Raw genomic sequence first — 26,362 nt, forward strand, 5'->3', positions numbered from 1 at the left:
CTCTCCGACGCTCTGACCAGGGCTTGTCCCGAAGATCGAGACGCGGAGCCCCCCGGTGCGTCATGAGCGCCCCGGGGCCGCCACCGGCAGGGGAGCGGCGCCGGAGGACGCGCTCCTGCACGGCGAGACGAACCGGGCCCTGCGGTCGGCGGTGGCCCGGCTGCCGGGGCGCTGTCCGGAACTCATGCAGGCACTTCTCTCGCCCCGAGACCTCACCTACCGTGAAATCGCAGGAGAGTTGGGTATCTCACAAGGAAGTTTGGGGCCCGTCCGTTCCCGTTGCCTGGGATGTCTGCGCAGAATGCTGGCTGCAGAGGTTGCGGCTCCTGGCCTGCGGGGAAAGGAGCGGTAGACCGACGGGCCACCAGGTGAGCGGGAGGCATGCGCACATGGGCATGAGCGTGACCATTTCGGCGGCGGCTGCCGAGGACGCTGAGCAGATCTTCAAACTGCAGTACCTGGCCTTCCAGCGCGAGGCCGAGCTGTACGGGAACTACCGCATCCAGCCGCTCACCCAGTCCCTGGACTCCCTCAAGGGAGAGCTCGCCGCGGACACGGTCCTGGTGGCGCGGCTCGGCGACGAGGTCGTCGGCTCCGTCCGCGGCAGCGTCGACGAGGACGGCACCGGCCGGATATCCAAGCTGTGCGTCCACCCGCGGCTGCAGGGCCACGGTCTCGGCGCCCGCCTGCTGCGCGCCGTCGAGGGGGACCTCGCGGGCGACGCGGCCACCGTCCGCTTCCGTCTCCACACCGGGCACCGGAGCGAGTCGAACCTGCGGCTCTACCGCAAGGCGGGCTACACCCAGGTCGGCGGCCGCACGGCGTCCGACGGGGTCCGGCTCGTGATCCTGGAGAAGGAAGCCAAGGACGCCACCGACCTCGCGGTCAGCGCGTAGCCACCACCACCGTGCCGGGGCGGCGCCGGTGACGGCAACCGCCCCGGCCGTCGGCGGCGTCAGCGCCTGCGCAGCCAGAGCATCCCGGTGATCGGCAGGATCACCGGGATGAACAGGTAGCCCATCCCGAACTGCGACCACACCGTCGTGTCGGGGAAGGCGTCGGGACGGACCAGGGTCCAGGTCCCCACGGCCAGGACGCCGGCCAGCTCGGCCGCGCAGCAGACCAGCGCGGCCCGGCGGGCCCGCTCCCCGCCGCGCACGAGCGAGTACGTGATGAACGCGTACACCAGCGCGGCCACCGCGGACAGCGCGTACGCCAGCGGCGCCCGGCCGAACTCGGTGGAGATCTGGTAGGCGGACCGGGAGACGGCGCCGACCACCATCACCCCGTACAGCCAGACCAGCAGCAGCCCGGGCCCGGAGACCAGCCGCTCGCGGCCGGCCGGCGTGTCGGTCGTCGTGTCAGGCACCGGTGGTTCCCCAGATGTCGTAGAGCCGCACTTCGAGGACGGCGAGGACGAGCGCGCCCGCGGCCACCGTCACCGAGCCCCATTTCGTGCGCTCGGTCAGCGAGAGCATCCCGGCGGCCGGGACCGTGGCGAACGCGCCCAGCAGATAGGCCACGAAGATCACGGTGCCCTCGTCGGGCTCCCCGCCGCCGGCCAGCTTCACCAGCCCGACCACCAGCTGGGCCAGGACCAGCGCGGTCACCACGGCCATGCCGATGAAGTGCCAGTCCTTGGTCGGCTGGTCCCGCCAGGCGGCGTGGCCGCACCAGGCGGCGAGGGCGAGTGCGGCCACGCCGATGGCGACCGTCAGGGCGTCGAGCATGCAGCGAGGGTATTACGGGCCGAAAGACCCGATGCGCGCACCCCTGGACCCGCGCTTTGCTGGACGGCATGAACCTGCATGCCGATGCCCTGCTGTTCGACAACGACGGCACGCTCGTCTCCTCGATGGAATCGGTGCGCCGCTGCTGGACGCGGTGGGCGCGGGAGTACGGGATCACCGAGGAGGAGTTCGCCCGCGTCGAGCTGCACGGCCGGCCCGCCGCGGAGATCATCGCCGAGCTGCTGCCCGCCGGGGTCCGGGCCGGGGCCCTCGCCCGGATCGAGGCCCTGGAGGTCGAGGACGTGGCCGGCGGCGTCGTCCTGCTCCCCGGTGCCGAGGACCTGCTCTCCGGGCTCCCCGCGGGCAGCTGGGCCGTGGTCACCTCCGCCACCCGCCCGCTCGCCGAGGCGCGGCTGCGCGAGGCGGGCATCGACTGCCCGGTGATCGTGTCCGCCGACGACGTCACCCGGGGCAAGCCCGACCCCGAGCCCTTCCTGCTGGCGGCCCGGCGCCTGGGCGTGGACCCGGCCCGGTGCGTGGTCTTCGAGGACGCCCCGGCGGGCCTCGCGGCCGGGCGGGCGGCCGGCATGCGGACCGTGGCCTTGACCACAACGCACCCCGCCGGGGAGCTCCGCGCGGACGTGGTCGTACGGGACCTGTCGGCCGTGTCCGCGCAGGTCGGCGCCGCCGGTCTGAAGATCGGGACGGACAGCCGCGACTGACCGCTGTGGTCCGGTATGTGGTCGAAAATCGTCCGCATACCGGACGACATTGATCGGTCAGGGGAGAGGTCTGCTTTACTTGGGCCCATGACCACGACGAGCAGCCGCACCCTTGCGACCGAGGCGACGATGACGCCCGGTGCTCGTTGTATGTGTCGAATGTGCGCCTTCTGAGGGCCCCCTCCCGAATCCTCGCGCCCCGAAGCGAGACGGCGGAGCCGCTCCGCCACCGCTTCCCGCAGCGCGGATCGTTCCTGCCCCACGCACGAGTCGACATGATCGTTTTCTGACGGTTCGACCCGTATCGCGTCCCCAGATGTATGCCCCGTGCCCGGCACCGCTGCGCCGCGCACTCGACAGCGACGGAAATCCTGTGATCACCACATCGGGCCTCACGAAGGTCTACCAGTCCCGTGGCCGCGAGGTCACCGCCCTGGACGGCGTCGACCTCCACGTCCGCGAGGGCGAGGTCTACGGAGTCATCGGCCAGAGCGGCGCCGGCAAGTCCTCCCTCATCCGATGCGTGAACCTGCTGGAGCGCCCCACCACCGGCACCGTGAGCGTCGACGGGGTCGACCTGACCGCCCTCGCCGGCCGCGGCCGCCGCGCCTCCAAAGAGCTGCGGGAGGCCCGCAGCCGGATCGGCATGGTCTTCCAGCACTTCAACCTGCTGTCCGCGCGCACCGTCCAGGGCAACATCGAGCTGCCCCTGGAGATCCTCGGCGTCTCCGGCCGCGAACGCTCCCGCAAGGCCCTCGAACTCCTCGACCTGGTCGGCCTCGCCGACAAGGCCAAGGCATACCCCGGCCAGCTCTCCGGCGGCCAGAAGCAGCGCGTCGGCATCGCCCGCGCCCTGGCCGGCGACCCCAAAGTGCTGCTGTCGGACGAGGCCACCAGCGCCCTGGACCCCGAGACCACCCGCTCGATCCTGCAACTGCTGCGCGACCTCAACCAGCAGCTCGGCCTGACCGTCCTGCTCATCACGCACGAGATGGACGTGGTCAAGTCCGTCTGCGACTCGGCGGCCCTCATGAAGAACGGCCGCGTCATCGAGTCCGGCACGGTCTCCGAACTGCTCGCCACCCCCGGCTCCGAGCTCGCGGGCGAGCTCTTCCCGGTCACCGGCGGCGCGACCGGCCCCGACCGCACGGTCGTCGACGTCACCTTCCACGGCGAGGCCGCCGCACAGCCGGTCATCTCCCAGCTGTCGCGGACGTACAACATCGACATCTCGATCCTCGGCGCCGCGATGGACACCGTCGCCGGCCGGCAGATCGGCCGCATGCGCATCGAGCTGCCCGGCCGCTACGAGGACAACGTCGTGCCGGTGGGTTTCCTGCGCGAGCAGGGCCTCCAGGTCGACATCGTCGACGCCGAAGCAGACGCCGAAGCAGACGCCGACATCGACGCGGAGCTCGACTCCGAGATCGCCGCACTGGTCAAGGATGGTGCCAAGTGACCTGGTCCGAGATGCAGCCCCTGCTCACCCAGGGCACGTACGACACCCTCTACATGGTCCTGTGGTCCACCCTGGTGACCGTCCTGGGCGGACTGCCCATCGGCATTCTGCTCGTCCTCACCGACAAGGGCGGACTGCTGCAGAACCAGCCGCTCAACAAGGTCCTCGGCGTCATAGTGAACATCGGCCGCTCGCTGCCGTTCATCATCCTGCTGATCTTCCTCATCCCCGTCACCACGGCCGTCGTCGGCACCTTCATCGGCCCCACCGCCATGATCGTCCCGCTCGCCATCGGCGCCATCCCCTTCTTCGCCCGGCTCGTCGAGACGTCCGTCCGCGAGGTGGACCACGGCCTGATCGAGGCCGTCGAGTCCATGGGCGGCTCCGTCCCCACCCTGGTCGGCAAGGTGCTGCTGCCGCAGGCCCTGCCCTCCCTGGTCGCCGGCGTCACCACCACCGTCATCACGCTGGTCGGCTACTCCGCCATGGCGGGCGCCGTCGGCGGCGAAGGACTGGGCTCCAAGGCCATCACGTACGGCTTCCAGCGCTTCGAGACCGGCTTCATGGTCGCCACCGTCATCGTGCTGATCGCCCTCGTCACCGTGATCCAGCTGATCGGCGACGGCGCGGTCCGCCTCCTGGCCCGCCGCGGCCGGACAGCCTGAGACCGCGGGCCCCACAGACTTCCCCTCCCCCCATCGAGCCCGCACTTGTCGTGCCTGGGCCACCACCAGCAAGTCTTCGGAACTTGTTCAGCAAGAAAGGCACTCTTCGTGCGTAAGAACGTCAAGCTCACCGCCCTCGCCGCCGCCGCCTCCGCGCTCGCCCTCGGCCTCACCGCCTGCGGCAGCTCCTCGGACCCGTCCTCCACCAAGGCCGACGGCGGCACGACCGACGAGGGCAAGCCGCTCGTCATCGCGGCCTCCCCGAGCCCGCACGCCGACATCCTGAACTTCGTCAAGGACAAGCTCGCGGCGAAGGAGGGCCTCAAGCTCGAGGTCAAGGAGTTCACGGACTACGTCCTGCCGAACACCGCCACCGAGCAGGGCCAGGTCGACGGCAACTACTTCCAGCACAAGCCGTACCTCGACGACTTCAACAAGAAGAACGGCACGCACATCGTGCCCGTCGTGAACGTGCACCTGGAGCCCCTCGGCCTCTACTCCAAGAAGGCCAAGGCCGTCACGGACATCAAGCCCGGCCAGACCATCGCCGTCCCCAACGACACCACCAACGAGGGCCGCGCGCTCCAGCTCCTCGCGGCGAACAACCTGATCACCCTCAAGGAAGGCGTCGGCACCAGCGCCAAGCTGTCCGACATCACCGACAAGAAGGGCCTGGAGTTCAAGGAGCTGGAGGCCGCCACGGTCCCGCGCGCCCTGAACGACGTGGACGCCGCCGTCATCAACGGCAACTATGCCCTCGAAGCCAACCTGGCCCCCGCCAAGGACGCGCTGATCCTGGAGAAGGCCGAGGGCAACCCCTACGCCAACTTCCTCGCGGTCAAGGAGGGCAACCAGGACGACCCCCGGATCCAGAAGCTCGCCAAGCTCCTGAACTCCGACGAGGTCAAGAAGTTCATCGAGGAGAAGTACCAGGGCTCGGTCACCCCGGCCTTCGGCACCCCGCAGGCCTGACCCCCTCCCGGCCCCGCGCGCCCGGCGGCGCGCGGGGCCGAGCCGTGCCCGCTTCCGGGCAACCCGGCCCTGCGCGTCCCCCGGGCGATGCTGCATGCTGTGGCCTACGACCCGTACGACGGTCCGTCACCAACGGGCCCGCACGGGGTCGTACCGCACCACGGTCGCACCACGGTCCCAGGCTTGGAGCTGCGCATGACTACCACCTTCCCGGACGTCACCATCAGCACCGACCGGCTGGTGCTGCGCTCCTTCGAGGAAGAGGACGTCACCGCGCTCGCCGAGATGATGAACGACGAGCAGATCACCGCCTGGACCTCCGCGCCCCACCCCTACACCCTCGCCGACGCACGCGCCTGGGCCACCGCGCAGTCCCACGCCGAACGCACCGAGGGCCGCGGCATCGTCCTCGCCGTCACCGAGTTCCTCACCCACCGTCTCGTCGGCATCGTCCACCTCCAGAACACCAACTGGCGCACCCGCGCCACCGAGGTCGGCTACCTCACCGCCCCCTGGGCCCGAGGCGAGGGCTACGCCAGCGAGTCCGTGCTCGCCGTCGCCCAGTGGCTCTTCCGCGACCGGGGCTTCGAACGCCTCGAACTGCGCACCGCCGCCGACAACACCGCCTCCCAGCAGGTCGCCCAGAAGATCGGCTGCATCAGCGAGGGCGTCCTGCGCAACGCCTGGATAGTGCGCACCCAGACCGCCGAGGGCACCTGGACCGACACCCGCACCGACCTCATCGTCTGGAGCCTCGTCCCCGAGGACCTCGACGACACGGACGGGTACGAGGACTACGACGCCTACGACGCCTACGCCGGCAGCACCTCCTTCGCACCACGCGCCGAGGTGAACGGCCATGCCGTCGGCGCCGACTGGCACTGACCCGATGACCAGGTAGTCTCACCGTGCCCGCCCCGCTTGACGAAGCTTCCCCTGCCCCCACACCAGGAGACTGACGACGATGGCCGACCGGGTCACGGTGATCGGCTGGGACGGCTCGCCCCTGACCGCGGCCGCCCGGTCCGCGCTCTCCGCCGCCACCCTCGTGGCAGGCGCCGCACACCACCTCACGCTTCCCGAGGTCCCGCCCACCGCCGAGCGCGTCCGCCTCGGCAGCCTCGGACTCGCCGCCCACCGCATCGCCGGCCACCGCGGCACCGCCGTCGTCTTCGCCGACGGGGACCCCGGCTTCTTCGGCGTCGTACGCACCCTGCGCGCCCCGGAGCACGGCCTGGAGGTCGAGGTGGTCCCGGCGGTCTCCGCCGTCGCCGCCGCCTTCGCCCGCGCCGGCATGCCCTGGGACGACGCCCAGGTCGTCGTCGCCCACCCCCGCACCCTGCGCCGCGCCGTCAACGTCTGCCGCGCCCACGGCAAGGTCGCCGTCCTGACCTCGCCCGGCGCCGGGCCGGCCGAACTCGCCCTGCTCCTCGGCGGGATCCACCGCACCTTCGTCGTCTGCGAGGAACTGGGCACCGACCGGGAGCAGGTCAGCGTCCTCACCTCCGACAAGGCCGCGGACCACACCTGGCGCGACCCGAACGTCGTCATCGTCATCGGCGGCGCCGGACAGGCCGCGGCCGGCGAGTCCGGCTGGCTGTTCGGCCAGAGCGCCGCCCAGTCCGCCGCCCAGTCCGCAGACCGGGGCTGGGCCCGGCCCCGCGCCGGCACCCGGGAGGGCGAGACCGCGCAGCTGCGCGCGGCCCAGCTCGCCCGGCTCGGTCCGCGCCCCGGCGACCTCGTCTGGGACATCGGCACGGGAAGCGGAGAGGTCGCCGTGGACGCCGCCGCCCTCGGCGCCGCCGTCATCGCGGTGGATGCCGACCCCGACACCTGCGCACAGGTGGCCGCGGCCGCGCGCGAGCGGGGCGTACAGCTCCAGGTCGTGACCGGACGGGCGCCGTACGTGCTGGAGGACCTGCCCGAGCCCGACGTCGTCCGCGTCGGCGGCGGCGGGGCCGAGGTCGTCCGCGCGGTCGCCGACCGCCGCCCCGAACGCATCGTCAGCCACGCCTCCACCCGCGACGAGGCGGAGGCCATCGCCCGGGCGCTCACCGAACACGGGTACGCCGTCGAGTGCGCCCTGCTCCAGTCGGTGGGCCTGGACCCCCACACCTGGGCCGAACAGGACCGTTCCGTGGTCTTCCTGCTGTCGGCACAACGCCCTGTGACCCGCTGAGACGGGGGCCGGGGTAGGCTGGCCGATCGTCGTACCGCCCAGGACGATTCGGGCACCACGACACCGCCGGAACGCGCGACGTGGCGCAGTCCACAACGGACCGCGGCGGTTATGGCCGCCACGCGGGCGAACGGGCGCGACAATGCTTAGTGGTCGTCGCCCGGGGCGTGCCGAGGCGGGAGCGCCGTACGGCGACCCGCACGGCAACTCCGCCCGTCGGCCTCGTGGGCGACCGGGCGATCGAAGAGGCAACACCGATGGGCGAGGGGTACGCATGACTGACACCGGCCAGGTCCCGGGCGAGGGTCTCCCGGACAACGCGGGCATGGTGGATCAGCAGGGCATCCCCGCTCCGGTCCAGATCCCGGCGCCGCTTCCCCCCGGCTACACCTTCCAGGACCTCGTGGACGACCCGGCCGAGCCGGACGACGAGGAACTGCTGCTGATGCCGAGCGGGCAGGGTGCCTGGAGCGACCCGCAGGTCGTCCCGCCCGCCCCCGTCTTCCCCGCCCCGCCGCAGCCGTACGCGGACGCGCCCTACGGCACGGAGCCCGCCTACCCGGGCGCCCCGGCCGCCTACACGGAGCCCGCCGCGTACTCCGGCTACCCCCAGCCGGTCTTCCCCGATCAGTCGGCCTTCCCGGACCAGCCCGGCTTCCCCGAGCCGGCCGGCCTCCCGGACCAGCCCGGGTTCCCCGAGGGCTCCGGGTTCCCGGACACCTCGTACCGCGCCGGCGCCCACGAGGCCGGCGGCCGCGACTCCGGCGCGCTCGACCTCGGCGGGCTCGTCGTCCCGCCTCCGGCGGAACCCGCCGCGCAGGCCGCCCCCGTGGCCCCGCTCCGCCGCCCGCTGCACATGGGCCCGCCCGTGCCCGAGGCCACGGGCGGCGTCGTACGGTCCCTCGCGGACCGGGGCCCGGCCGCCGCCCCGGCGCCCGGCGCCCCCGCCGTCTCCGTGCTGAGCACCCCGGCCGCGCCGATCGTCTTCCTCCCGTCGGGACCGCCGACCACGGGTCCCGAGTACCTGGACGTCCCGCGCGCGGAGACCGTCGCACCCCCCGCACCGCAGCTCGGTGAGATCCCGCCGCAGGCCGGTGCCGCGTGGGCGCCGGAGCCCGTACCCGCGCAGGAGCCCGTACCCGCGCCGGAGCCCGTACCCGCGCCGGAGCCCGTCCTCGCGGCCGAGCCGCCGGTGGCGGACCCCGAGGACGCCCCGCCGGCCGCCGCGGTGGCGGAGCCGCAGCCCGAGCCCGTCGCCGTACCGGACGCGGAACCGCTCGCGGCGGCCGCCCCGGAGCAGCCCCACCCGGCCGAGGACGCCGCGGCCGAGCCGGTGGCCGCACCCGCAGAAACGGTGGTTCAGGCCCCCGAGACCACGCGGACCCCCGAGGACGTCGAGCCCCCGGAGGCGGTCGAGCCCGCCGCCGAGCCCGCTCCCGCTGACCCGGCCCCCGCGACGGCCGCCCCGGAGCCCGAGCCGGCCGCCGAGGCCGCCGCCGCGCAGCCGGTCGCCCCCGCGCAGCCGGTCGCCCCCGCGCAGCCGGTCGCCCCCGCGGAGCCGGACGCGGCCGAGGAGCCCCCGGCGGAGCCCGCCGAGACCCCGGAAGCCACCCCGGCGGCCGCCGCCGAGCCGGAGCCCGAAGCCGCCGAGCCGGAGCCCACCCCCGAGCTGGTCGCCGTACCCGAGCCCGCCCCCGTACCCGAGCCCGTCCTCACGCCGGAGCCCCCGGCCGTGGCCGAGCCGCAGCCCCTCGCCCCCGAGTACGACGCGGCCGCCGCGCCGGCTCCGGCAGCCGGCCCCGAGGCCGTCGCCGAGCCCGTTGCCGTCCCCGAGCCCCTCGCCCTCCCCGAGCCGGAGCCCGCCGAGGCGACCGCGCCCGAGGCGGACTCCGCCCCCCGGCCCGTCGCCGCCGCGCCGCCCGAGCCGGAGGCCCTCCCCGAGCCGCTCCCCGCCGAGCCCGCCCCGGCCGCCGACGCCCGCCCCGTGCGCGAGCAGACCGGCGAAGCCGCGCCCGGCTACGCGGACGCCGAACGGGAGGCCGTCCTGCGCGTGATGCGCGAGCGCCGCGACATCCGCAAGGGCTTCCGCACCGACCCCATTCCGCACGAGGTGCTGCTCCGCGTCCTGGAGGCGGCCCACACCGCGCCCAGCGTCGGTCACTCCCAGCCCTGGGACTTCGTCGTCATCCGCTCCGCCGAGACCCGCCGGACGATGCACGAACTCGCCGAACGCCAGCGCGAGGTCTACGCGAAGTCGCTGCCCAAGGGCCGGGCCAAGCAGTTCAAGGAACTGAAGATCGAGGCCATCCTCGACACCCCCGTGAACATCGTGGTCACCGCCGACCCGACCCGCGGCGGCCGCCACACCCTCGGCCGGCACACCCAGCCGCAGATGGCCCCGTACTCCTCCGCCCTCGCGGTCGAGAACCTCTGGCTCGCCGCCCGCGCCGAAGGGCTCGGCGTCGGCTGGGTCAGCTTCTTCGACGAGCGCGAGATGGTCCGCGAGCTGGGCCTCCCGGACCACCTGGAGGTCGTCGCGTACCTGTGCGTCGGCTACGTCGACGAGTTCCCGGTGGAGCCCGAACTGGCGCAGGCCGGCTGGTCCCAGCGCCGCCCGCTCTCCTGGGTCGTGCACGAGGAGACGTACGGCCGCCGCGCCCTGCCCGGCGAGGAGCCGCACGACCTGCTCTCCGAGACGGTCGCCGCCATCCGCCCGCTCGACGCCAAGGCACTCGGCGAGGCATGGGAGCGGCAGAAGCGCATGACCAAGCCCGCCGGGGCCCTGGGCATGCTCGAAATCATCTCCGCCCAGCTCTCCGGCCTCTCCCGGGTCTGCCCGCCGCCGATCCCGGAGCCCGCGGCCGTCGCGATCTTCGCCGGCGACCACGGCGTCCACGCCCAGGGCGTCACCCCCTGGCCGCAGGAGGTCACCACCCAGATGGTGGCCAACTTCCTCGGCGGCGGCGCGGTCTGCAACGCCTTCGCCAACCAGGTCGGCGCCGAGGTCTGCGTCATCGACGTCGGCGTCGCGGGAGACCTGCCCGCCACCCCCGGCCTCCTGCCGCGCAAGGTCCGCGCGGGTACGGCCGACCTCTCCGTCGGCCCCGCGATGACCCGCGAGGAGGCGGTCGCCGCCATCGAGGTCGGCATCGAGACGGCCCGCGACCTGGTCGCGGCGGGCAACAAGGCCCTGCTCACCGGGGAGATGGGCATCGCGAACACCACCGTGTCCGCGGCCCTGATCTCGGTCTTCACCGGGGTCGACCCGCTGGAGGTCACCGGCCGCGGCACGGGCATCAACGACGAGACCCACGCCCGCAAGGTCGAGGTCGTACGCCGTGCCCTGGAGCTCCACCAGCCCGACCCGGCGGACCCCATCGGCGTCCTGGCGGCCATCGGCGGCCTGGAGCACGCGGCGATCGTCGGGCTCCTCCTCGGCGGCGCCGCGCTCCGTACGCCGGTCATCCTGGACGGCGTCAGCGCCGGAGCGGCCGCCCTGGTCGCCCGCGCCATCGCCCCCGAGTCCCTGTCGGCCTGCATCGCCGGCCACCGCAGCGCGGAGCCGGGCCACGTGGCGGCCCTGAACACGCTCGGCCTGCGCCCCCTGATCGACCTGGACCTCCGCCTCGGCGAGGGCACCGGTGCCCTGCTGTCCCTCCCGCTGGTCCAGAGCGCGGCCCGCGCGATGCACGAGGTCGCCACGTTCGACTCGGCGGGCGTCACGGAAAAGTAGCCGCGGACCCGCCGCCCCTGCCCCCGCAGCCAGGCGGGTAAGGCCCGGGCGGCGCGCCCCGAGGAGGGAACCCTCCCCGGGCGATACCACTCCGGGCTGCCCCCGCGGGCAGGCGGGGAAGGCCCGGGCGGCGCGCCCCGGGGAGGTAACCCTCCCAGGGGCGGTGACACTCCGGGGTGTCCCCGCAGGGCGAGCGAACCCAACGCCGACCGGCGGTCCGGCCCGGCTCAGGGTTCGCGAGCCGAGGAGACACCCCGGAGTGGCACCGCCCACCACCCCCGCCCCCAAGCCCCCGGCAGCACCCGGCGCCCCCGCCCGCTCCACACCCTGCTCCAACCCCCGCCCCCACCCCAACCCCCGTCCAGCCCCCACCCCCGCCCGGCAGGTCCGGGCCCCGCCCGCCCCTCCGGCCCGGCGGGTCGTATCGTGGACCCGGACACCCGAAACCGCACGTCAACCCAGCCGCTCCAGCGCAGCAGCGGCCCAGCCGATCCACCGCCGCACCAGGAGCCGCAACCGCCATGGCCGACACCCCCGCCTACCCCGTAGGTCTCCGCCTGGCCGGCCGCCGCGTCGTCGTCATCGGCGGCGGCCAGGTCGCCCAGCGCCGCCTCCCCGCGCTCATCGCGGCGGGCGCCGACGTCCTGCTGATCTCCCCGTCCGCGACCCCGTCCGTGGACGCCATGGCGGGGACCGGCGAGATCCGCTGGGAGCGCCGCCGCTACCAGGACGGTGACCTCGCGGGGGCCTGGTACGCCCTGATCGCGACGCAGAACCGCGAGGACAACGAGCGCGCCTCCGCCGAGGCCGAGCGCGAGCGGGTCTGGTGCGTGCGCGCCGACGACGCCTCCGCCGCCACCGCCTGGACCCCCGCCACCGGCCGCACCGACGGCGTCACCGTCGCCGTGCTGACCGGCAACGACCCCCGCCGCTCCGCCGCCGTCCGCGACGCGATCGTCGAGGGCCTGCGCGAGGGAACGCTCGCCGCCCGCGGGCACCGGCACAAGTCGGCCCCCGGCGTCTCCCTCGTCGGCGGCGGCCCCGGCGACCCCGACCTGATCACCGTGCGCGGCCGCCGCCTCCTCGCCGAGGCCGACGTCGTCATCGCGGACCGGCTCGGCCCCCGCGACCTGCTCGACGAGCTGCCCCCGCACGTCGAGGTCATCGACGCCGCGAAGATCCCGTACGGCCGCTTCATGGCCCAGGAGGCCATCAACAACGCCCTGATCGAGCACGCGAAGGCCGGCAAGGCCGTGGTCCGGCTCAAGGGCGGGGACCCGTACGTCTTCGGCCGCGGCATGGAGGAGCTCCAGGCCCTCGCCGAGGCCGGCATCGCCTGCACCGTGGTCCCCGGCATCTCCAGCTCCATCTCCGTGCCCGGCGCCGCCGGCATCCCGGTCACCCACCGGGGCGTCGCCCACGAGTTCACCGTGGTGAGCGGCCACGTCGGCCCCGACGACCCGCGCTCGCTGGTGGACTGGGCCTCCCTCGCCAGGCTCACCGGCACCCTGGTGATCCTCATGGGGGTCGACAAGATCGGCCTGATCGCCGAAGCCCTCGTCCGGCACGGCCGTTCCGCCGAGACGCCGGTGGCGGTCGTCCAGGAGGGCACGACCGCCACCCAGCGCCGCGTCGACGCCACCCTGGCCACCGTCGGGGAGACCGTGCGCGCCGAGGGGATCCGCCCGCCCGCGGTGATCGTCATCGGCGAGGTAGTCCGCGTCGGCACCGCCTGAACCGCCGGAACCACCCGCCCCGCCGGAACGGCCGCGACCACCCGAACCGCCAGAACGGCCGGAACCACCCCCGGCCCCACCACCGGCCCCTGACAGGCCGTTGGCACCGCACCCAGGACAAGGCAGTATCACCCTGTGGCTGATCTCATCACCGTCGAGGACCCCGACGACCCGCGCCTGCGCGACTACACGGGCCTGACCGACGTCGAACTCCGGCGCAGGCGCGAGCCCGCCGAGGGGCTCTTCATCGCGGAGGGCGAGAAGGTCATCAGACGGGCCAAGGACGCCGGCTACGAGATGCGCTCCATGCTCCTCTCCGCCAAGTGGGTCGACGTCATGCGCGACGTCATCGACGAGCTCCCGGCGCCGGTCTACGCCGTCAGCCCCGAGCTCGCCGAACGCGTCACCGGCTACCACGTGCACCGCGGCGCCCTCGCCTCCATGCAGCGCAAGCCGCTGCCCACGGCCGCGGAACTCCTCACCACCGCCCGCCGCGTGGTCGTCATGGAAGCGGTCAACGACCACACCAACATCGGGGCCATCTTCCGCAGCGCCGCCGCCCTCGGCATGGACGCGGTCCTGCTGTCGCCCGACTGCGCCGACCCGCTGTACCGGCGCTCGGTGAAGGTCTCCATGGGGGCGGTGTTCTCCGTCCCCTACGCCCGTCTGGAAGTCTGGCCCAAGAGCCTGGACTCGGTCCGCGAGGCGGGCTTCAAGCTCCTCGCCCTCACCCCGCACCAGAAGGCGTCGCCCATCGACGTGGCCGCCCCGCAGTCCCTGGACCGGGTCGCGCTGATGCTGGGCGCCGAGGGCGATGGCCTGTCCACGCAGGCCCTCGTCGCGGCCGACGAATGGGTACGCATCCCGATGGCGCACGGCGTGGACTCGCTGAACGTCGGCGCGGCCGCCGCCGTCGCCTTCTACGCGGTGGCCCAGGGCCGCAAGGACGCGTAGCACCTCTTCCGGGAGTCCCGGCCGGCCCCGGGGAGCCCGGTGTCGCGCGCCGCGGCCTCCGGGCGTCCGGCGGCGCTCCCCGAAGGCGGCGCCCCGCGCCGTTCCTACAGTTTCTGCGCCAGCGCGATGCCCAGCGCCACGATCAGCGTCACCACGACGAAGACGATCAGCCGCTGCCGCATCAGCTTCGGGTCAGGCCGTGACGGCCGCCGTCCCGCCCCGGTCGTCCGCGGGGCCGGGCGGCCGCCCGGACGCCCCGCGGTGGGCCGGGAGGACGGGCCGCCCGGGTTGCGGGAGGACGAGGGCCGCGACTGCGGACCGCTCTGCGGACCGCCCTGGGCCCGGGGCGCGGTGGAACCTCCGGTACGGCGCTCCGTGCGCTGCTCCGCGTACGGGGTCTCGGCGAGCCGGCCCGTCGGCCGCTCCGCGCGGCCGCGCTGCGCCGGGGGCCGGCCGTCGGGCAGCCCCTGCGCCTCGCGGGCGGCGATCTCCTTGAGCCGCATCGACAGCTGCAGCGTGCTCGGCCGTTCCTCGGGGTCCTTGGCGAGGCAGGCCTGTACGAGGGGTGCGAGCGCGTCCGGGACTCCCACCAGGTGGGGCTCCTCGTGCACCACGCGGTACAGCATGACCTCGGAACTGCCGTGCCCGAAGGGCGAGTCGGCGGTCGCGGCGTAGGCGAGGGTGGCGCCGAGCGCGAACACGTCCGTCGCGGGGGTGACGGCGGCGCCCCGCACCTGCTCGGGCGCGAGGAACCCGGGGGAGCCGACAGCCGTACCCACATGGGTGAGGGTGCTCGCCCCGGTGGCCCAGGCGATCCCGAAGTCGATGATCCGCGGACCCTTGGGGGAGAGGAGGATGTTCGAGGGTTTGAGGTCCCGGTGGACGACCCCGGCCTCGTGTACGGCGACCAGCCCCTCGGAGAGCGCGGCACCGATGGCGGCGATCTGCACGGCCGTGAGCGGGCCCTCCTCGGCGACCTTGTCGTGGAGGGAGGGGCCGGGGACGTACTGCGTGGCGAACCAGGGCCGCTCGGCCTCCAGGTCCGCGGCGACCAGGCGCGCGGTACAGCCGCCCCGGATGCGCCGGGCCGCGGACACCTCGCGGGCGAACCGCGAGCGGAACTCCTGGTCCTCGGCCAGGTCCGGCCGGATGACCTTGAGGGCGACGCGCTGACCGCGCCGGTCCGATCCCAGGTAGACCACGCCCATGCCGCCGGCACCGAGCCGCCGGTGCAGTCTGAACGAGCCGACGACACGCGGGTCCTCGCGCCGGAGCCGCATCATCGCCATGTCCACCCCGCTGACCGGTCGTCCTGTTGACGTGGCACAGCTTACGGACCATCCGGCATGCGCGCTCAGAGGCCGCGCCCTCGCCGTGGGATTCGATCGTCAGTGCGCCACAGCACACTTGAGGGTCTTTCAGCGCCGGCGTGGGGTCGCGGAGCCGGACTGCTCCGCCCGCCCAAACCGCCCTTGGATCAAGGGGATTGGGACTCGCGCGGGTGATTCGACCCGGTTCGGCGCGGCCGCCGGCCGCCCGGACCCGAGTGGATCTTCCCGGGAGCCGGCGAACGGACACGCGTGAACAGGGAGTGACGGAAGTGAGAGAAGTCACTACCCTCCGGTCATCCCCTCCGGGAAGACCCCGACGCGCGGTGACGCGTCTCCACCCAGAGGAGTACGCGGGGTAGTCCCCGTCATCCTCATGGAGGCCCGCCAATGGGTACGAGGGCATGAGGTCAGGGCCCTTCCGCCCGCCTAGTGTTGAAGCAAGCGGCGGACGGAGTACTCGGCTCCCGAGGTCACGAGCCCGCCGCTGCCAAACGACAGGGAGAGGACCATGGCGGACATCGCACGGCAGGGACGCAAGGCATTCGCGTTCAACGGCCATGAGTCCGGTACGCGCCACCCGCTGGTGGCCGCGGCCATGGTCCTTCCCCTGGCCGCCCTCCTGCTGTTCCTCTTCGGAGGCTTCGAGCAGGTGGCGGCACAGGCGTCGTCCGTGGGTGTGATGCTGGGGCGCTGAGCGGCGCCCCGGGTCCGGGAGAGCGGCCCGGACCGGGACATCATCCGGTCGAACCCCGTGGGGACGGGGGCGCGACGACGGACGGCAGGTGAAGGGTGCCGCCCGTACGGCTGGGGAGCCGGACGGGCGGCACCCTTTCTCATCCCCCGGCTCATCCCCCCGCGGTGGCGGCCGTATCCTCGTCCTCCAGCCGGACGGCCGGAGGAAGGGGGACCCGGATGCTCCGCGACGACGACACCCGGACGCCCGCCCGCCGGGGCCTCGCGGCGGGCCCGGCCACCCGCGACGGGAGGCCCGGGGCGTGAGCGCCGCGGCGCTGCCCGCCGATCTCGCGCGATGGGCCCGCGGCGGCCGCCCGGGGCCGTACGCCCTCCTCGCCGACCGGCACGACGGGACCGTCGTGCGCTGCGGGAACACCGCGGCCAAGGCGCACGCCGGGGACAGCGACCGGGACGCCCTGGCGCACCGCGTGCGGATCGCCGGAGCCGGGGCACTGGCCGGAGTGCTGCTGCCCCCGCTGCGCACCGGTTCCGTGCACGGGCGGCTCGCCTCCCTGTGGCCGTACGGCGTCCCCGTGGACCCGGAGCGGCCCGGGGACGCCCCCTGGGAGGCGGCCGGCCGCCTCCTGGCCGCCCTGCACTCGACCCCCCTCGACGCCCTTCCCGGCCCGGTCCCCCCGATGCGCGGCCCGGCCAAACTCGCCCGCGCGCTGCGCGGCCTGTCCCGGACGTACCCCGCGCACGCGCCGGCCGGGTCCGCGCCGGAGGCCGCCGCCGTACGGGCCGCCGCCCGCACCCTGCCCGCCTGGACCCGGGGCGAGGCCGCGCCCCCGCCGGGCGGGGTGCTGTGCCACGGGGACCTGCACCTCGGCCAATTGGTCCGGCACCCGGCCCCGGAGGGCCCCTGGCTGCTGATCGACGTGGACGACCTCGGCCTCGGCGACCCCGCCTGGGACCTCGCCCGCCCCGCCGCCTGGTACGCCGCCGGGATCCTCGACGCCGTGGCCTGGCCGCGCTTCCTCGGCGCGTACCGGGACGCGGGAGGCCCGGCCGCCGGCCCGCCCGGCTGCGACCCGTGGCCACAACTCGACGCCGCCGCCCGCGCGCTGACCGTACAGACGGCGGCCCGCGCCCTGGTCAAGGCGGCCACGGGCCGCCGCGGACTCGACGAGGTCGAGCGGCTCATGGTGGACGCCTGCGACCGAATGGCGTCCCTCCCGGCCGACTTGGAGTCGGCGGGCCCGTCGTAGGGTGAGCCTCCCGCCACCGGGCATGCATCCGGTGGCGGCTGTCCGACGACGAGGAGCTGATCCGGTCATGCAGTGTCCGAAGTGTCACGCGTTGATGCACACCTACAACCGCAACGGTCTCCAGATAGAGCAGTGCAGCGGCTGCCGCGGCATCTTCCTCGACTACGGCGAGCTGGAGGCGCTGACCCGGCTTGAGTCCCAGTACACGGCCCAGGCGCCGTACGGCCAGGCCCCGCCGCCCCCGCCGCCCGCCCCCTACCCGGGACAGCACGCGGCCCCGGCGCCCGCCTGGGGCGCCCCGCAGCACGGAGGCCACGGCCAGCACGGTCACCAAGGTCACCACGGCCACCACAAGGGCGGCTTCGGCCGGATGCTCTTCTCCTCCTGACGCCAGGGCCGAGCACGCGAAAGCCCCGGCCGTCGAAACGGCCGGGGCTTCCGGGCGGTGCGCGATACTGGGATTGAACCAGTGACCTCTTCCGTGTCAGGGAAGCGCTCTCCCGCTGAGCTAATCGCGCGGGTTCCACGGCTTGAAAGCCGCAGGTCAGACAAGTCTTGCAGATGATGCGTGGTACTGCGTGCGCGATACTGGGATTGAACCAGTGACCTCTTCCGTGTCAGGGAAGCGCTCTCCCGCTGAGCTAATCGCGCGGGGGTCCTCGCGGACCAGTGGACGATACTGGGATTGAACCAGTGACCTCTTCCGTGTCAGGGAAGCGCTCTCCCGCTGAGCTAATCGTCCTTGGAGGTGGAGACGGGATTTGAACCCGTGTAGACGGCTTTGCAGGCCGTTGCCTCGCCTCTCGGCCACTCCACCATGGAGCCGCAGGGGTTCTCGGGAAGATCCCCCACTTCGAGCGGACGACGAGACTCGAACTCGCGACATCCACCTTGGCAAGGTGGTGCTCTACCAACTGAGCTACGTCCGCAGGTCACCGTGTTCGCTCCGGGGTGTTACCCCTTCGCTCCCTGGCGACGAGTTGAACTCTAGCGGATTCCCGGGCCAGCTCAAAAACGCGTTTCCGCAGCGTGCTGCCGCTCGGTCACCGCCGGTCACCTCGCGCTCACCTCACCGGCGCCGCCGCGTCACCGGTCATAGACTCGCAGCCGTGCACGACCTGCCTCCCCTCGCCCGCTTCGGCGGCCTCCTCGCGACCGACCTCCGCGACGTCACCAGTGATCCCGCGGCCCTGGACTCGACCGGGTTCTGGGCGGTCGCGGCCGATTTCGAAGGGCGGCTCGTCTGCGCGCGCTTCGGTGACGTGCGTCCCGATCCGGTGCCCGCGCCCGTCCCCGGCGCCTGGCGCGGCCCCGACGCCGACGTGTGGTCCTCCTCGCTCGACCGGGCCGCGTACGTCTCCGGGGTGCGCCGTATCCGCGAGCACATCGCCGCCGGCGAGGTCTACCAGGCCAACCTGTGCCGGGTGATGTCCGCGCCGCTGCCCGACCCGGCCGCGGCCGATGTGGACGCCCTCACCGCGCTGCTCGCGCGCGGCAACCCCGCACCCTTTGCAGGAACGATTCGGCTGCGTGCGCACGGCGTCGAGATCGCCACCGCGTCCCCGGAGCTCTTCCTGCGCCGCGACGGCCGCCGCGTCGACTCCGGACCCATCAAGGGCACCGGCCGCACCGCCGCCGACCTGCTGCCCAAGGACCACGCCGAGAACGTGATGATCGTGGACCTCGTCCGCAACGACCTCGGCCGCGTCTGCGCCACCGGATCGGTCACCGTGCCCGAGCTGTGTGCCGTCGAGGAGCACCCGGGCCTGGTGCACCTCGTCTCCACCGTCAGCGGACAGCTCGCCGACGGCGCCGGCTGGCCGGAGCTGCTCGCGGCCACCTTCCCGCCCGGCTCCGTCACCGGCGCCCCCAAGTCCTCCGCCCTGCGCATCATCGAGGCCCTGGAGACGGCCCCGCGCGGCCCGTACTGCGGCGGCGTCGGCTGGGTCGACGCCGACCGGGGCACCGCCGAGCTGGCCGTCGGCATCCGCACCTTCTGGATCGACCGTGAGGTGCCCGGCGGGCCCCGCCTGCGCTTCGGTACCGGCGCCGGCATCACCTGGGGCTCCGACCCGGACCGGGAGTGGGCCGAGACCGAGCTGAAGGCCGCCCGGCTGCTGCGGGTAGCGTCGGGTACCCATGAGGCGACCGGTACCCATGGGACGAAGGCATGAACGGAAGGACCGTACGGTGAAGATCTGGCTCGACGGAGCGCTGCGGGACGCGGACGGCGCACGGGTGTCCGTGTTCGACCACGGGCTGACCGTGGGGGACGGCGTCTTCGAGACGCTCAAGGTGCGCCGCGGCGAGCCCTTCGCGCTCACCCGCCACCTGGAGCGGCTGACCCGCTCCGCCCGCGGACTGGGCCTGCCCGACCCCGACCTCGACGAGGTGCGCCGCGCGTGCGCCGCCGTGGTGGAGGCCAACCCGGTGGCTCTCGGGCGGCTGCGCGTCACCTACACCGGCGGCGTCTCCCCGCTCGGCTCCGACCGGGGGAACGCCACGCCCACCCTGATCGCGGCCGTCGCCGCCTGCGACCCGCACGCGGCCACCACCGCCGTCGTCACCGTCCCCTGGGTCCGCAACGAGCGCTCCGGCGTCACCGGCCTGAAGACCACCTCGTACGCGGAGAACGTCGTCGCCCTCGCCGCCGCCCACCGGGCCGGTGCCTCCGAGGCGCTCCTCGCCAACACCGTCGGCCGGCTCTGCGAGGGCACCGGCTCCAACGTGTTCGTCGTGCTCGACGGGGAGCTGCACACCCCGCCCGTGGCCTCCGGCTGCCTGGCCGGCATCACCCGCGCGCTCGTCGCCGAGTGGGCCGGGGCCAAGGAGACCGACCTGCCGTTCGACGTGCTGGAACGGGCCGACGAGGTCTTCCTGACCTCCTCGCTGCGCGACGTCCAGGCCGTGGTGCGCATCGACGGCCGCGAGAGCGCCGCCGCTCCGGGCCCGGTCACCGCCGAGGCCATGCGGACCTTCGCGGACCGCGCCGCCGCCGACCCCGACCCGGTCTGACCGGAGCGGAGGGGCCCGGGCCTGTCTTCGCGGCCGCCGGGCGGGTAGAACTCGGGGGATGACCACCACCCTGCGGCCCACCGCGCCGCTCCAGCAGAACAGCGACGGCACCCGCTCGCGGACCTACGAGGTCCGGGTGAACAGCCGCCGCGTCGGCAGCCTCGAACTGGCCACCCGGTCCGCCGCCCAGCCCGGGGTCGGGGTGATCCGCGACCTGTGGATCGAGGAGCCGGACCGGCGCCGCGGGCGCGGCACGGTCGCCGCGCTCGCCGCCGAGGAGGTGCTGCGCGCCTGGCACTGCGAGAGCATCGCGGTGTCCGTCCCGGCCGGTGCGGAGCGCGCCCGGCGGCTGGTCGACGCGCTCGGCTACCGGGTGACCGGCCGGGTGATGGTCAAGGACCTGCCGGCCGGGCCGCCCGAGCTGCCGGCGGGGGGCCGGGGGCGCCCGATGGACGGTGCCGAGTTCGACGACTGGCTGGAACGGGCCGTGGGGGAGTACGCCCACCACCTCACCACCCCGGGTACGACCCCCGAGCAGGGCCTCGCCGCGTCCCGCGCCGAGCACGCCCGGATGCTGCCGGCCGGGCGGGAGACGCCCGGCGCGGACTTCCTCCTGCTGGAGGCGCCGGGGGGCGGCGTACTGGGCACCCTGTGGCTCGGGGAGCTGGAGGTCGCCGGGTTCGGCGCGATCCCGTACGTGTGGGACGTGGACGTCGCGGCCGAGCACCGGCGCAAGGGCCACGGGCGGGCCCTGATGCTGCTGGCCGAGCGCACCGCACTGGCGGCGGGCGCCCGGAACCTGGGCCTGCACGTCGTCGAGGGCAACACCCCGGCCCGCCGGCTCTACGAGTCGCTCGGCTACCGGGACACGGCCGTGAACGCCATCAAGGCGCTGGTGTAGAGCGGCGCGGCCGCGAAGGCTCAGGCCGTCGCGGCCAGCAGGCGGTCGGCGATCTCCTCGATGCGGGCCCGCAGGCCGTCCTGGCTCTTGCCGCCGTCGAGGCGCTCGCCGCCGATCTCGTACGTCGGGGTGCCGGTCACGCCGATCGCCTTGCCCTCGGCCTGGTCGGCGTCGACGATCAGGATGTGCCGCCCGTCGATCAGCGCCGTGTCGAACTCCTCGACATCGAGGCCGAGTTCACGCGCGACGTCCAGCAGCACCGGCTCGCCGTCCCGGGCCAGCTCGGCGGTCCGCGCCAGGACCGCCTCGGCGTACGGCCAGCCCTGCCCCTGCTCCACGGCCTCCTCGGCGGCCTGGGCCGCGGCGAAGGAGTGCTTGTGCTTCTCCAGGGGGAAGTGGCGCAGCCGGATGTCCAGCCGGTCGCCGTAGCGGGCCCGCAGGGCGCGTACGTCGTCCAGGGCGGCGTGGCAGTCCGGGCACTGCAGTTCGCACCAGACGTCGAGGATCACGGAATCGGTCATGAGGACAGTCTCCCAGCCCCCGCGGACCCCCTCCGACCGGCACCTGGGGAGGAGGCCCGACCCGGAGATGTCCCGGAGATCGCGCCGTGCGGGGCCGCCGACCTGGCCCGTACGGGGCCGCCCGGTGCACGATGGACGGGTACGGATCGCCCGTCACCGAGAGCCGGAGGGCCGCATGCTTGCCGAGACCATCTGTTCCGCGGCGTCGGTGGCGGGACTGGGCATCGCCGCGCTCACGGCCTACCGTCGGCGCTTCCTGGCGGCCACCCGGATCGCCGCGTACGCGCTGGTCCCGGCCGGGCTGGTGATGACGGGCGTCGTGCGGTGGGCGACCGAGGTGGTGTTCGAGCCGGTCGTATGGGCCGGTTTCGGGGTGCTGGGGCTCGCCTGGCTGCTCTTCGCCACCACCCGCCTCGTGGAACGCCGCGGCCTGGGGAGGGCCGCGAAGCCGGCCAAGCCGGTCAAGGGCGCCCCGGCCCGGGACGCGGTCGCACCGGCCGCCTCCGAACCGTCGCTCGGCGCCGGGACCGCGGCCCGCCCCCAGTCCGCCGGCCGGCAGCGTCCGCAGGCCGCCGCGGGGGACGACTTCTCCGACATCGAGGCCATCCTGAAGAAGCACGGCATCTGACCGGTTCCACGAGATCGGGCGAACTACCGCGCGGATGTTGGCGTGTTGAGGGGTGGGCGGCCGTCGGCTGCGCCATCATCGCCCCGACATGCTCGATACACCGCACAGTGAGCCGTCGGTTCCCGCACCGGTCCCCGCCCCCGTCGCGGAGGAGCCGCGGGGCTGCCTCTTCGCGCTTTCCCAGCCACCCCTGATGATTTTCCTAGGCGTGATCGGAACCCTGCTGCTGCTTGCCGCCGTGCACGACCTGTTCGTGCTCTGAGACCTCGGCGTCCGCTTCCTTGCGCCGGGCCCGGTACGCCGCCACGTGCAGCCGGTTCCCGCAGGTGCGGCTGTCGCAGTAGCGCCGCGAGCGGTTCCTGGAGAGGTCCACGAAGGCGCGCCGGCAGTCGGGGGCCTCGCAGCGGCGCAGCCGCTCCTGCTCGCCCGAGACCACGATGAACGCCAGGGCCATCCCGCCGTCGGCCGCGAGGTGGTCGCCCAGCGACGCGCCCGGCGCGAAGTAGTGGACGTGCCAGTCGTAGCCGTCGTGGTCGGTCAGCTGCGGCGTGGTGCCGGCGGTCGCCACGAGCTCGTTGATCAGCGCGGCCGCCGCGCGGGGGTTCGGCGCCGCGAAGACCTGGGCGAACTTGCCGCGCACGGCCCGGACGCCCGCCAGGTCGCGGGCGCTGAGCTCGCCCACGTCGCTGATCGAGTAGTCCCGGACGAAACCGCGCAGCGCGCCGATCTCCGCGAGCCCGTCGGGCTGGTCGGCCTCGGCCGTGGTGTTCACCAGGGCGACGACGACGTCGAGCGCGCGACGGGTGTCGTGGGGGATCTGCACGGGTCTCCCTTGGGGACGGGGCCTGCGACGACGGGCCGCCGCCGCTGGTGGCCGACTCTAGCGGGTCCCCTCGCGCGGCCGCCCCCACGCGCACCGGCGCCGCCCCCGTGGTTGGCTTCCGCGGGAACAGCGCCGGCACTCGCGTATGTGGTTGTCCGGCCCACACCGTCGCCCCGAGTCGGACGGTGCCGGGCGGTTGTCGGGCTGGCTCAGCTTTCGGCCAGGATGTGGGAGAGCTCCTTGTCGAGGTCGAAGTGCCGGTGTTCGGTTCCTGGCGGAACCGCGGCGTCCGTCCGCTTGAGGAACGACTCGAGTGCTCGGGCGGGTGCTTCGAGCAGTGCTTCTCCCTCCGGTGAGCTCAGGGCAATGCAGACGACGCCCTGACCGTGGCTGCGGGACGGCCAGACCCGGACGTCGCCGGTACCGGTGGGCCGGTGGAGGCCCTCCGCGAGGAGGTCGCGGGCGAATACCCATTCGACCGTCTCCTCGGCGCCGGTGTGGAAGGTGGCGTGCACGGCGTAGGGGTCGGCCGTGTCATACCGCAGGCCCGCGGGAACAGGCAGTGAGGACTCGCTCGACACAACGAGGCGCAGGTGCAGCTCGCAGCTGACCGTGGTGTTCATAAGCGCCAGGGCCTTTCGCTCAGTGTGCGCTCGGGGATTCGCACGTCGGCGAAATCGACATGCCACCTACGGTGCCGTTGTAAACCCCTCTGACCGTTTTGCGGACCTCTGGGTCCCTCGTACGGCGGATCCAAACCCGCATTCACGTGTGCATCCGGCTCGGGTAGATTCGACGCCATGAATACGGGGAGTGACCGCGAGACCAACGAGTCCGCAGCAGGATCCGCAGCAGGGTCCGCGGCAGGATCATCACCGGACGCGCCGGCCGCGGGGGCCGCGGGGGCCGCCGCCGAGGAGGCGCCGCACGTCTCCAAGGCGCCCGCCTTCATCAAGGCCCGGCGCAGCCTGCACCTGAGCTGGCAGGTCGGCGTCTTCGTCGTCGGCCTCGCCGTCATCGGCGCGGGCATCGCCATGCTCGTCCTGCCCGGCCCGGGCTGGGTGGCGATCTTCGCGGGGCTGGCGATCTGGGCCACCGAGTTCGCCTGGGCCCACCTCGTCCTGCGCTGGACCAAGCGCAAGGTCACCGAGGCCGCCCAGAAGGCGCTCGACCCCAGGGTGCGCCGCCGCAACATCATCCTGACCAGCGCGGGCCTCGTCATCGCCGGCGCGCTCATCGGCTTCTACCTGTGGAAGTACGGGCTCGTCCTGCCCTGGGACATCAAGGACCAGTGATGGTCGGGGAGCACCGCTGACATGCGGTAATGTTTGCGGTGCGTCCGGGCGATTAGCTCAGTGGGAGAGCACTTCGTTCACACCGAAGGGGTCACTGGTTCGAACCCAGTATCGCCCACCCGGACCAGAGGCCCGGAGACTTTCACCGTCTCCGGGCCTCTGGCGTTCCCCCGGTCCCGCGCGCCGTCCGGCCCCCGTCGCCCGCCCGCTGTCAGCGCAGGCGCCCGATCGTCTCGCGCAGCCGCCGGGCGTCCGCCAGCCGCCTCTCGTACGTGGCCCCCACCACCAGCAGCAGCAGGCCCGCCAGCGCCGGCGGGAGCCAGCGGGGCAGGGCGCCCGCGACCTGCGCCACGTACGGGGCCAGCTCGTGCAGCGCCACCACCGCCAGCACGGCGCCGCCCAGGAGCAGCGGGGCCTGCAGGCCGCGCCGGGCGCCCGTCAGGGTCAGGGCCAGGGCCGCCAGGCCCAGCAGCAGCGGGCGCTGCCAGCCCGTGTCCGCCCAGGCCGCCAGCAGGCTCGGCAGCAGCGTCGCCGCCAGCCCCGGGCCGTACGCCGTCCAGGACGAGGCATCCGGGTCCCTGCGGCGCCGCAGGAACCCCACCGCGAGCGCGGGCAGCGTCACCGGCAGCGTGTACGCCTCCGGCGCGGTGACCCCGTCCGAGGCCAGCCGCACCCAGGTCGCCGCCGCGAACAGCGCGCCCGCCGCCCAGCCCAGGGCGCGCCGCTCCGGCCGCACCGCCGCGCCCGCGCAGACCACCCCGGCCAGCGCCAGAAGCAGCGCCAGCGTCCCGGGCCGCGGGGCCGCCAGAGCCACCGCCAGGACCCCGGCCGCTCCCGCCGCGGCCTCCGCGGGCACCCGTACGGGTCCCAGGCGCGGCCCGAGCGCGGCCACCGCCGCCGGGACCGCGAGCACCGGCAGGCCCCACCAGGCCACCGCCAGGCCGCAGGCCGCGGCCACCGCCGCCACCATCCCCGCGGCGTACCCGACCGCGCAGCCGGCCGCCGTCCGCCGGGCCCACCGCGGAGCGCGCCCGTACGCCGCCCCCGCGGCGCAGCCCGCGCCCAGCAGGCCCCAGACCGCGAAGGTGGCCGCGCGGCCGTCCAGCGCGCCCAGGGACACGTTCACGGCGCCGCCCAGCGCGCACGCGCCCGCCGCGACCGAGACGGACCGCCCCGGGGAGCGCAGCGCCAGGAACCCGGCCGCCCCCGTCACCGCCAGCTGCGCCGCGAACACCGCCGCCGGCGGGAAGCCGAGCAGGACGGGCGCCGCGAACAGCCCCGACCAGGCGGCGACCGCCGCGACCGCCGCCCCGACCGCCGCCCCGACCGCCGCCGCCCCCGCCGGCCCCGGGCGCGACAGCGTCCGGGACAGCCACCAGGCCGCCCCCGCGGCCAGCAGCAGGACCACCGGCGCCGACGCCCCCGGGGCGTACGGGCTCCAGCCGGGCGTCGTCCCCGACCACACCTCGTCCAGCACCGCGACCGGCGCCGCAAGCGCCGAAGCCGCCGCCGCCCAGGCCCACAGCGCCCCCAGGGCGGCCACCCCGGCACCGGCCCACGCCGCGCCGCGCCGGACCGCCGCCGGCAGCGCGCGGACCCGTACGGACGCCACCAGCGGCAGCGCCGCCAGCAGGTGCGCGGCCACCGCCCAGCCCGTGTCCAGGACCGCGAGGGCCGGCCCGCCGGCCGCCACCGTCCAGGCGACACCGCCCGCCGCCGCGGCCGCCGCGGCCCGCGGCTCCCGCCACGCCGCCG

The 26,362-nt window shown here is 74.3% G+C and carries 25 protein-coding genes, 6 tRNA genes and 1 pseudogene; 20 read left to right on the forward strand and 12 right to left on the reverse strand.

Translation table 11 applies throughout. The features are described 5' to 3' along the window. Nucleotides 1-58 precede the first annotated feature (58 nt). Both ABT106_RS20955 and ABT106_RS20960 read left to right on the forward strand, forming a co-directional pair. Nucleotides 59-352, forward strand: a pseudogene (locus tag ABT106_RS20955) (sigma-70 RNA polymerase sigma factor region 4 domain-containing protein); the annotation flags it as partial. Between the two features lie 37 nt (nt 353-389). After that, entirely contained in the window at nt 390-896 is a 507-nt protein-coding gene (locus ABT106_RS20960) for a GNAT family N-acetyltransferase (protein ID WP_351279480.1), read from the forward strand. Between the two features lie 59 nt (nt 897-955). Here the strand turns inward: ABT106_RS20960 and ABT106_RS20965 are convergent, their stop codons facing one another. Together ABT106_RS20965 and ABT106_RS20970 are read right to left on the reverse strand one after the other, a co-directional pair. Then, entirely contained in the window at nt 956-1,369 is a 414-nt protein-coding gene (locus tag ABT106_RS20965; RefSeq protein ID WP_351279482.1) for a hypothetical protein, read from the reverse strand. Then, nucleotides 1,362-1,730 (reverse strand): hypothetical protein, encoded by a 369-nt coding sequence (locus ABT106_RS20970; protein WP_267722743.1) that lies wholly within the window; start codon nt 1,728-1,730, stop codon nt 1,362-1,364. Before ABT106_RS20970 ends, ABT106_RS20965 begins: the two co-directional genes overlap by 8 nt. A gap of 68 nt (nt 1,731-1,798) precedes the next feature. Here ABT106_RS20970 and ABT106_RS20975 point away from each other — a divergent pair, with 68 nt between their 5' ends. The 9 genes from ABT106_RS20975 to ABT106_RS21015 all read left to right on the forward strand — a co-directional run bounded on the left by ABT106_RS20975 (nt 1,799) and on the right by ABT106_RS21015 (nt 14,150). Then, nucleotides 1,799-2,452: an HAD-IA family hydrolase gene (locus ABT106_RS20975; RefSeq protein ID WP_351279485.1), complete on the forward strand. Its 654-nt coding sequence runs from the start codon at nt 1,799-1,801 to the stop codon at nt 2,450-2,452. 373 nt (nt 2,453-2,825) lie between these two features. Further along, nucleotides 2,826-3,911, forward strand: coding sequence for a methionine ABC transporter ATP-binding protein (locus ABT106_RS20980; protein ID WP_351279488.1), 1,086 nt, complete (start codon nt 2,826-2,828; stop codon nt 3,909-3,911). After that, a complete protein-coding gene (locus tag ABT106_RS20985) occupies nt 3,908-4,576 on the forward strand; it encodes a methionine ABC transporter permease (protein ID WP_351279491.1) in 669 nt (222 codons plus the stop codon). The genes ABT106_RS20980 and ABT106_RS20985 overlap by 4 nt, the downstream gene beginning before the upstream one ends. Before the next feature lie 108 nt (nt 4,577-4,684). Further along, nucleotides 4,685-5,548 (forward strand): MetQ/NlpA family ABC transporter substrate-binding protein, encoded by an 864-nt coding sequence (locus ABT106_RS20990; RefSeq protein WP_351279493.1) that lies wholly within the window; start codon nt 4,685-4,687, stop codon nt 5,546-5,548. 195 nt (nt 5,549-5,743) lie between these two features. Then, nucleotides 5,744-6,433: a GNAT family N-acetyltransferase gene (locus ABT106_RS20995; RefSeq protein ID WP_351279496.1), complete on the forward strand. Its 690-nt coding sequence runs from the start codon at nt 5,744-5,746 to the stop codon at nt 6,431-6,433. A 79-nt stretch (nt 6,434-6,512) separates the two neighbouring features. Further along, on the forward strand, nt 6,513-7,727 hold the full coding sequence (gene cbiE, locus ABT106_RS21000; RefSeq protein ID WP_351279499.1) for a precorrin-6y C5,15-methyltransferase (decarboxylating) subunit CbiE: 1,215 nt from the start codon (nt 6,513-6,515) through the stop codon (nt 7,725-7,727). Between the two features lie 274 nt (nt 7,728-8,001). Continuing rightward, on the forward strand, nt 8,002-11,460 hold the full coding sequence (gene cobT, locus ABT106_RS21005) for a nicotinate-nucleotide--dimethylbenzimidazole phosphoribosyltransferase (protein ID WP_351279502.1): 3,459 nt from the start codon (nt 8,002-8,004) through the stop codon (nt 11,458-11,460). Nucleotides 11,461-11,981: 521 nt separating this feature from the next. Next, nucleotides 11,982-13,196 (forward strand): uroporphyrinogen-III C-methyltransferase, encoded by a 1,215-nt coding sequence (gene cobA / locus ABT106_RS21010; protein ID WP_351279504.1) that lies wholly within the window; start codon nt 11,982-11,984, stop codon nt 13,194-13,196. Between the two features lie 135 nt (nt 13,197-13,331). Then, nucleotides 13,332-14,150, forward strand: a complete 819-nt coding sequence (locus ABT106_RS21015) for a TrmH family RNA methyltransferase (protein ID WP_351279506.1) — start codon at nt 13,332-13,334, stop codon at nt 14,148-14,150. A 104-nt stretch (nt 14,151-14,254) separates the two neighbouring features. Here ABT106_RS21015 and ABT106_RS21020 read toward each other — a convergent pair whose 3' ends face one another. After that, the gene (locus ABT106_RS21020; RefSeq protein WP_351279509.1) at nt 14,255-15,439 is read right to left on the reverse strand and encodes a serine/threonine-protein kinase; all 1,185 of its coding nucleotides are present in this window, start codon (nt 15,437-15,439) and stop codon (nt 14,255-14,257) included. A 550-nt stretch (nt 15,440-15,989) separates the two neighbouring features. On the opposite strand from ABT106_RS21020, the gene ABT106_RS21025 reads away from it, so the two are divergent. From ABT106_RS21025 to ABT106_RS21035, 3 genes are all read left to right on the forward strand, one after another. Beyond that, nucleotides 15,990-16,175 carry a hypothetical protein gene (locus tag ABT106_RS21025; RefSeq protein WP_125597167.1) on the forward strand — a complete coding sequence of 62 codons (186 nt, stop codon included), beginning with the start codon at nt 15,990-15,992 and terminating at the stop codon, nt 16,173-16,175. Nucleotides 16,176-16,476: 301 nt separating this feature from the next. Further along, nucleotides 16,477-17,424: a phosphotransferase family protein gene (locus tag ABT106_RS21030; protein ID WP_502979443.1), complete on the forward strand. Its 948-nt coding sequence runs from the start codon at nt 16,477-16,479 to the stop codon at nt 17,422-17,424. Nucleotides 17,425-17,491: 67 nt separating this feature from the next. Then, a complete protein-coding gene (locus ABT106_RS21035; RefSeq protein WP_351279511.1) occupies nt 17,492-17,812 on the forward strand; it encodes a TFIIB-type zinc ribbon-containing protein in 321 nt (106 codons plus the stop codon). Between the two features lie 58 nt (nt 17,813-17,870). Here the strand turns inward: ABT106_RS21035 and ABT106_RS21040 are convergent. From ABT106_RS21040 to ABT106_RS21060, 5 genes are all read right to left on the reverse strand, one after another. Continuing rightward, nucleotides 17,871-17,942: transfer RNA gene (locus ABT106_RS21040), tRNA-Val, on the reverse strand. A gap of 61 nt (nt 17,943-18,003) precedes the next feature. Then, nucleotides 18,004-18,075, reverse strand: a tRNA-Val gene (locus ABT106_RS21045). Between the two features lie 19 nt (nt 18,076-18,094). Then, a tRNA-Val gene (locus ABT106_RS21050) sits at nt 18,095-18,166 on the reverse strand. A 1-nt stretch (nt 18,167) separates the two neighbouring features. Continuing rightward, a tRNA-Cys gene (locus tag ABT106_RS21055) sits at nt 18,168-18,241 on the reverse strand. Nucleotides 18,242-18,280: 39 nt separating this feature from the next. Beyond that, nucleotides 18,281-18,353, reverse strand: a tRNA-Gly gene (locus tag ABT106_RS21060). Between the two features lie 180 nt (nt 18,354-18,533). On the opposite strand from ABT106_RS21060, the gene ABT106_RS21065 reads away from it, so the two are divergent. From ABT106_RS21065 to ABT106_RS21075, 3 genes are read left to right on the forward strand one after another with little or no spacing between them, the layout of a single operon-like run. Further along, nucleotides 18,534-19,598, forward strand: coding sequence for a chorismate-binding protein (locus ABT106_RS21065; RefSeq protein WP_351279514.1), 1,065 nt, complete (start codon nt 18,534-18,536; stop codon nt 19,596-19,598). Between the two features lie 16 nt (nt 19,599-19,614). Continuing rightward, nucleotides 19,615-20,439 (forward strand): aminotransferase class IV, encoded by an 825-nt coding sequence (locus ABT106_RS21070; protein WP_351279517.1) that lies wholly within the window; start codon nt 19,615-19,617, stop codon nt 20,437-20,439. A gap of 58 nt (nt 20,440-20,497) precedes the next feature. Continuing rightward, on the forward strand, nt 20,498-21,340 hold the full coding sequence (locus ABT106_RS21075) for a GNAT family N-acetyltransferase (RefSeq protein WP_351279519.1): 843 nt from the start codon (nt 20,498-20,500) through the stop codon (nt 21,338-21,340). Nucleotides 21,341-21,360: 20 nt separating this feature from the next. On the opposite strand, the gene ABT106_RS21080 is transcribed toward ABT106_RS21075, so the two are convergent. Continuing rightward, entirely contained in the window at nt 21,361-21,861 is a 501-nt protein-coding gene (locus tag ABT106_RS21080; RefSeq protein ID WP_351279522.1) for a DsbA family protein, read from the reverse strand. Between the two features lie 175 nt (nt 21,862-22,036). Between ABT106_RS21080 and ABT106_RS21085 the strand changes: the two genes are divergently transcribed. Beyond that, nucleotides 22,037-22,489, forward strand: a complete 453-nt coding sequence (locus tag ABT106_RS21085) for a hypothetical protein (RefSeq protein ID WP_351279524.1) — start codon at nt 22,037-22,039, stop codon at nt 22,487-22,489. 202 nt (nt 22,490-22,691) lie between these two features. Here the strand turns inward: ABT106_RS21085 and ABT106_RS21090 are convergent, their stop codons facing one another. Continuing rightward, the gene (locus ABT106_RS21090; protein ID WP_351279527.1) at nt 22,692-23,312 is read right to left on the reverse strand and encodes a CGNR zinc finger domain-containing protein; all 621 of its coding nucleotides are present in this window, start codon (nt 23,310-23,312) and stop codon (nt 22,692-22,694) included. Between the two features lie 209 nt (nt 23,313-23,521). Further along, entirely contained in the window at nt 23,522-23,935 is a 414-nt protein-coding gene (locus ABT106_RS21095) for an SsgA family sporulation/cell division regulator (RefSeq protein WP_030011909.1), read from the reverse strand. A 177-nt stretch (nt 23,936-24,112) separates the two neighbouring features. On the opposite strand from ABT106_RS21095, the gene ABT106_RS21100 reads away from it, so the two are divergent. Further along, nucleotides 24,113-24,607 carry a TIGR02611 family protein gene (locus ABT106_RS21100; protein ID WP_351279529.1) on the forward strand — a complete coding sequence of 165 codons (495 nt, stop codon included), beginning with the start codon at nt 24,113-24,115 and terminating at the stop codon, nt 24,605-24,607. A gap of 46 nt (nt 24,608-24,653) precedes the next feature. Next, nucleotides 24,654-24,725, forward strand: a tRNA-Val gene (locus ABT106_RS21105). A 93-nt stretch (nt 24,726-24,818) separates the two neighbouring features. Here the strand turns inward: ABT106_RS21105 and ABT106_RS21110 are convergent. Further along, a partial coding sequence (locus tag ABT106_RS21110; RefSeq protein ID WP_502979444.1) for an SCO7613 C-terminal domain-containing membrane protein occupies nt 24,819-26,362 on the reverse strand: 1,544 nt, incomplete at its 5' end.

It is taken from the genome of Streptomyces sp. NPDC002044, from assembly GCF_040296725.1.
Lineage (GTDB): Bacteria > Actinomycetota > Actinomycetes > Streptomycetales > Streptomycetaceae > Streptomyces > Streptomyces antarcticus.

Excerpts from the sequence above, each read along its gene's own strand:
- ABT106_RS20960 (WP_351279480.1), top strand. The coding sequence starts at position 390 with ATGGGCATGAGCGTGACCATTTCGGCGGCGGCTGCCGAGGACGCTGAG.
- ABT106_RS20970 (WP_267722743.1), bottom strand. The coding sequence starts at position 1,730 with ATGCTCGACGCCCTGACGGTCGCCATCGGCGTGGCCGCACTCGCCCTC.
- ABT106_RS20975 (WP_351279485.1), top strand. The coding sequence starts at position 1,799 with ATGAACCTGCATGCCGATGCCCTGCTGTTCGACAACGACGGCACGCTC.
- ABT106_RS20995 (WP_351279496.1), top strand. The coding sequence starts at position 5,744 with ATGACTACCACCTTCCCGGACGTCACCATCAGCACCGACCGGCTGGTG.
- cbiE (WP_351279499.1), top strand. The coding sequence starts at position 6,513 with ATGGCCGACCGGGTCACGGTGATCGGCTGGGACGGCTCGCCCCTGACC.
- cobT (WP_351279502.1), top strand. The coding sequence starts at position 8,002 with ATGACTGACACCGGCCAGGTCCCGGGCGAGGGTCTCCCGGACAACGCG.
- cobA (WP_351279504.1), top strand. The coding sequence starts at position 11,982 with ATGGCCGACACCCCCGCCTACCCCGTAGGTCTCCGCCTGGCCGGCCGC.
- ABT106_RS21020 (WP_351279509.1), bottom strand. The coding sequence starts at position 15,439 with ATGGCGATGATGCGGCTCCGGCGCGAGGACCCGCGTGTCGTCGGCTCG.
- ABT106_RS21025 (WP_125597167.1), top strand. The coding sequence starts at position 15,990 with ATGGCGGACATCGCACGGCAGGGACGCAAGGCATTCGCGTTCAACGGC.
- ABT106_RS21035 (WP_351279511.1), top strand. The coding sequence starts at position 17,492 with ATGCAGTGTCCGAAGTGTCACGCGTTGATGCACACCTACAACCGCAAC.
- ABT106_RS21075 (WP_351279519.1), top strand. The coding sequence starts at position 20,498 with ATGACCACCACCCTGCGGCCCACCGCGCCGCTCCAGCAGAACAGCGAC.
- ABT106_RS21080 (WP_351279522.1), bottom strand. The coding sequence starts at position 21,861 with ATGACCGATTCCGTGATCCTCGACGTCTGGTGCGAACTGCAGTGCCCG.
- ABT106_RS21085 (WP_351279524.1), top strand. The coding sequence starts at position 22,037 with ATGCTTGCCGAGACCATCTGTTCCGCGGCGTCGGTGGCGGGACTGGGC.
- ABT106_RS21095 (WP_030011909.1), bottom strand. The coding sequence starts at position 23,935 with ATGAACACCACGGTCAGCTGCGAGCTGCACCTGCGCCTCGTTGTGTCG.
- ABT106_RS21100 (WP_351279529.1), top strand. The coding sequence starts at position 24,113 with ATGAATACGGGGAGTGACCGCGAGACCAACGAGTCCGCAGCAGGATCC.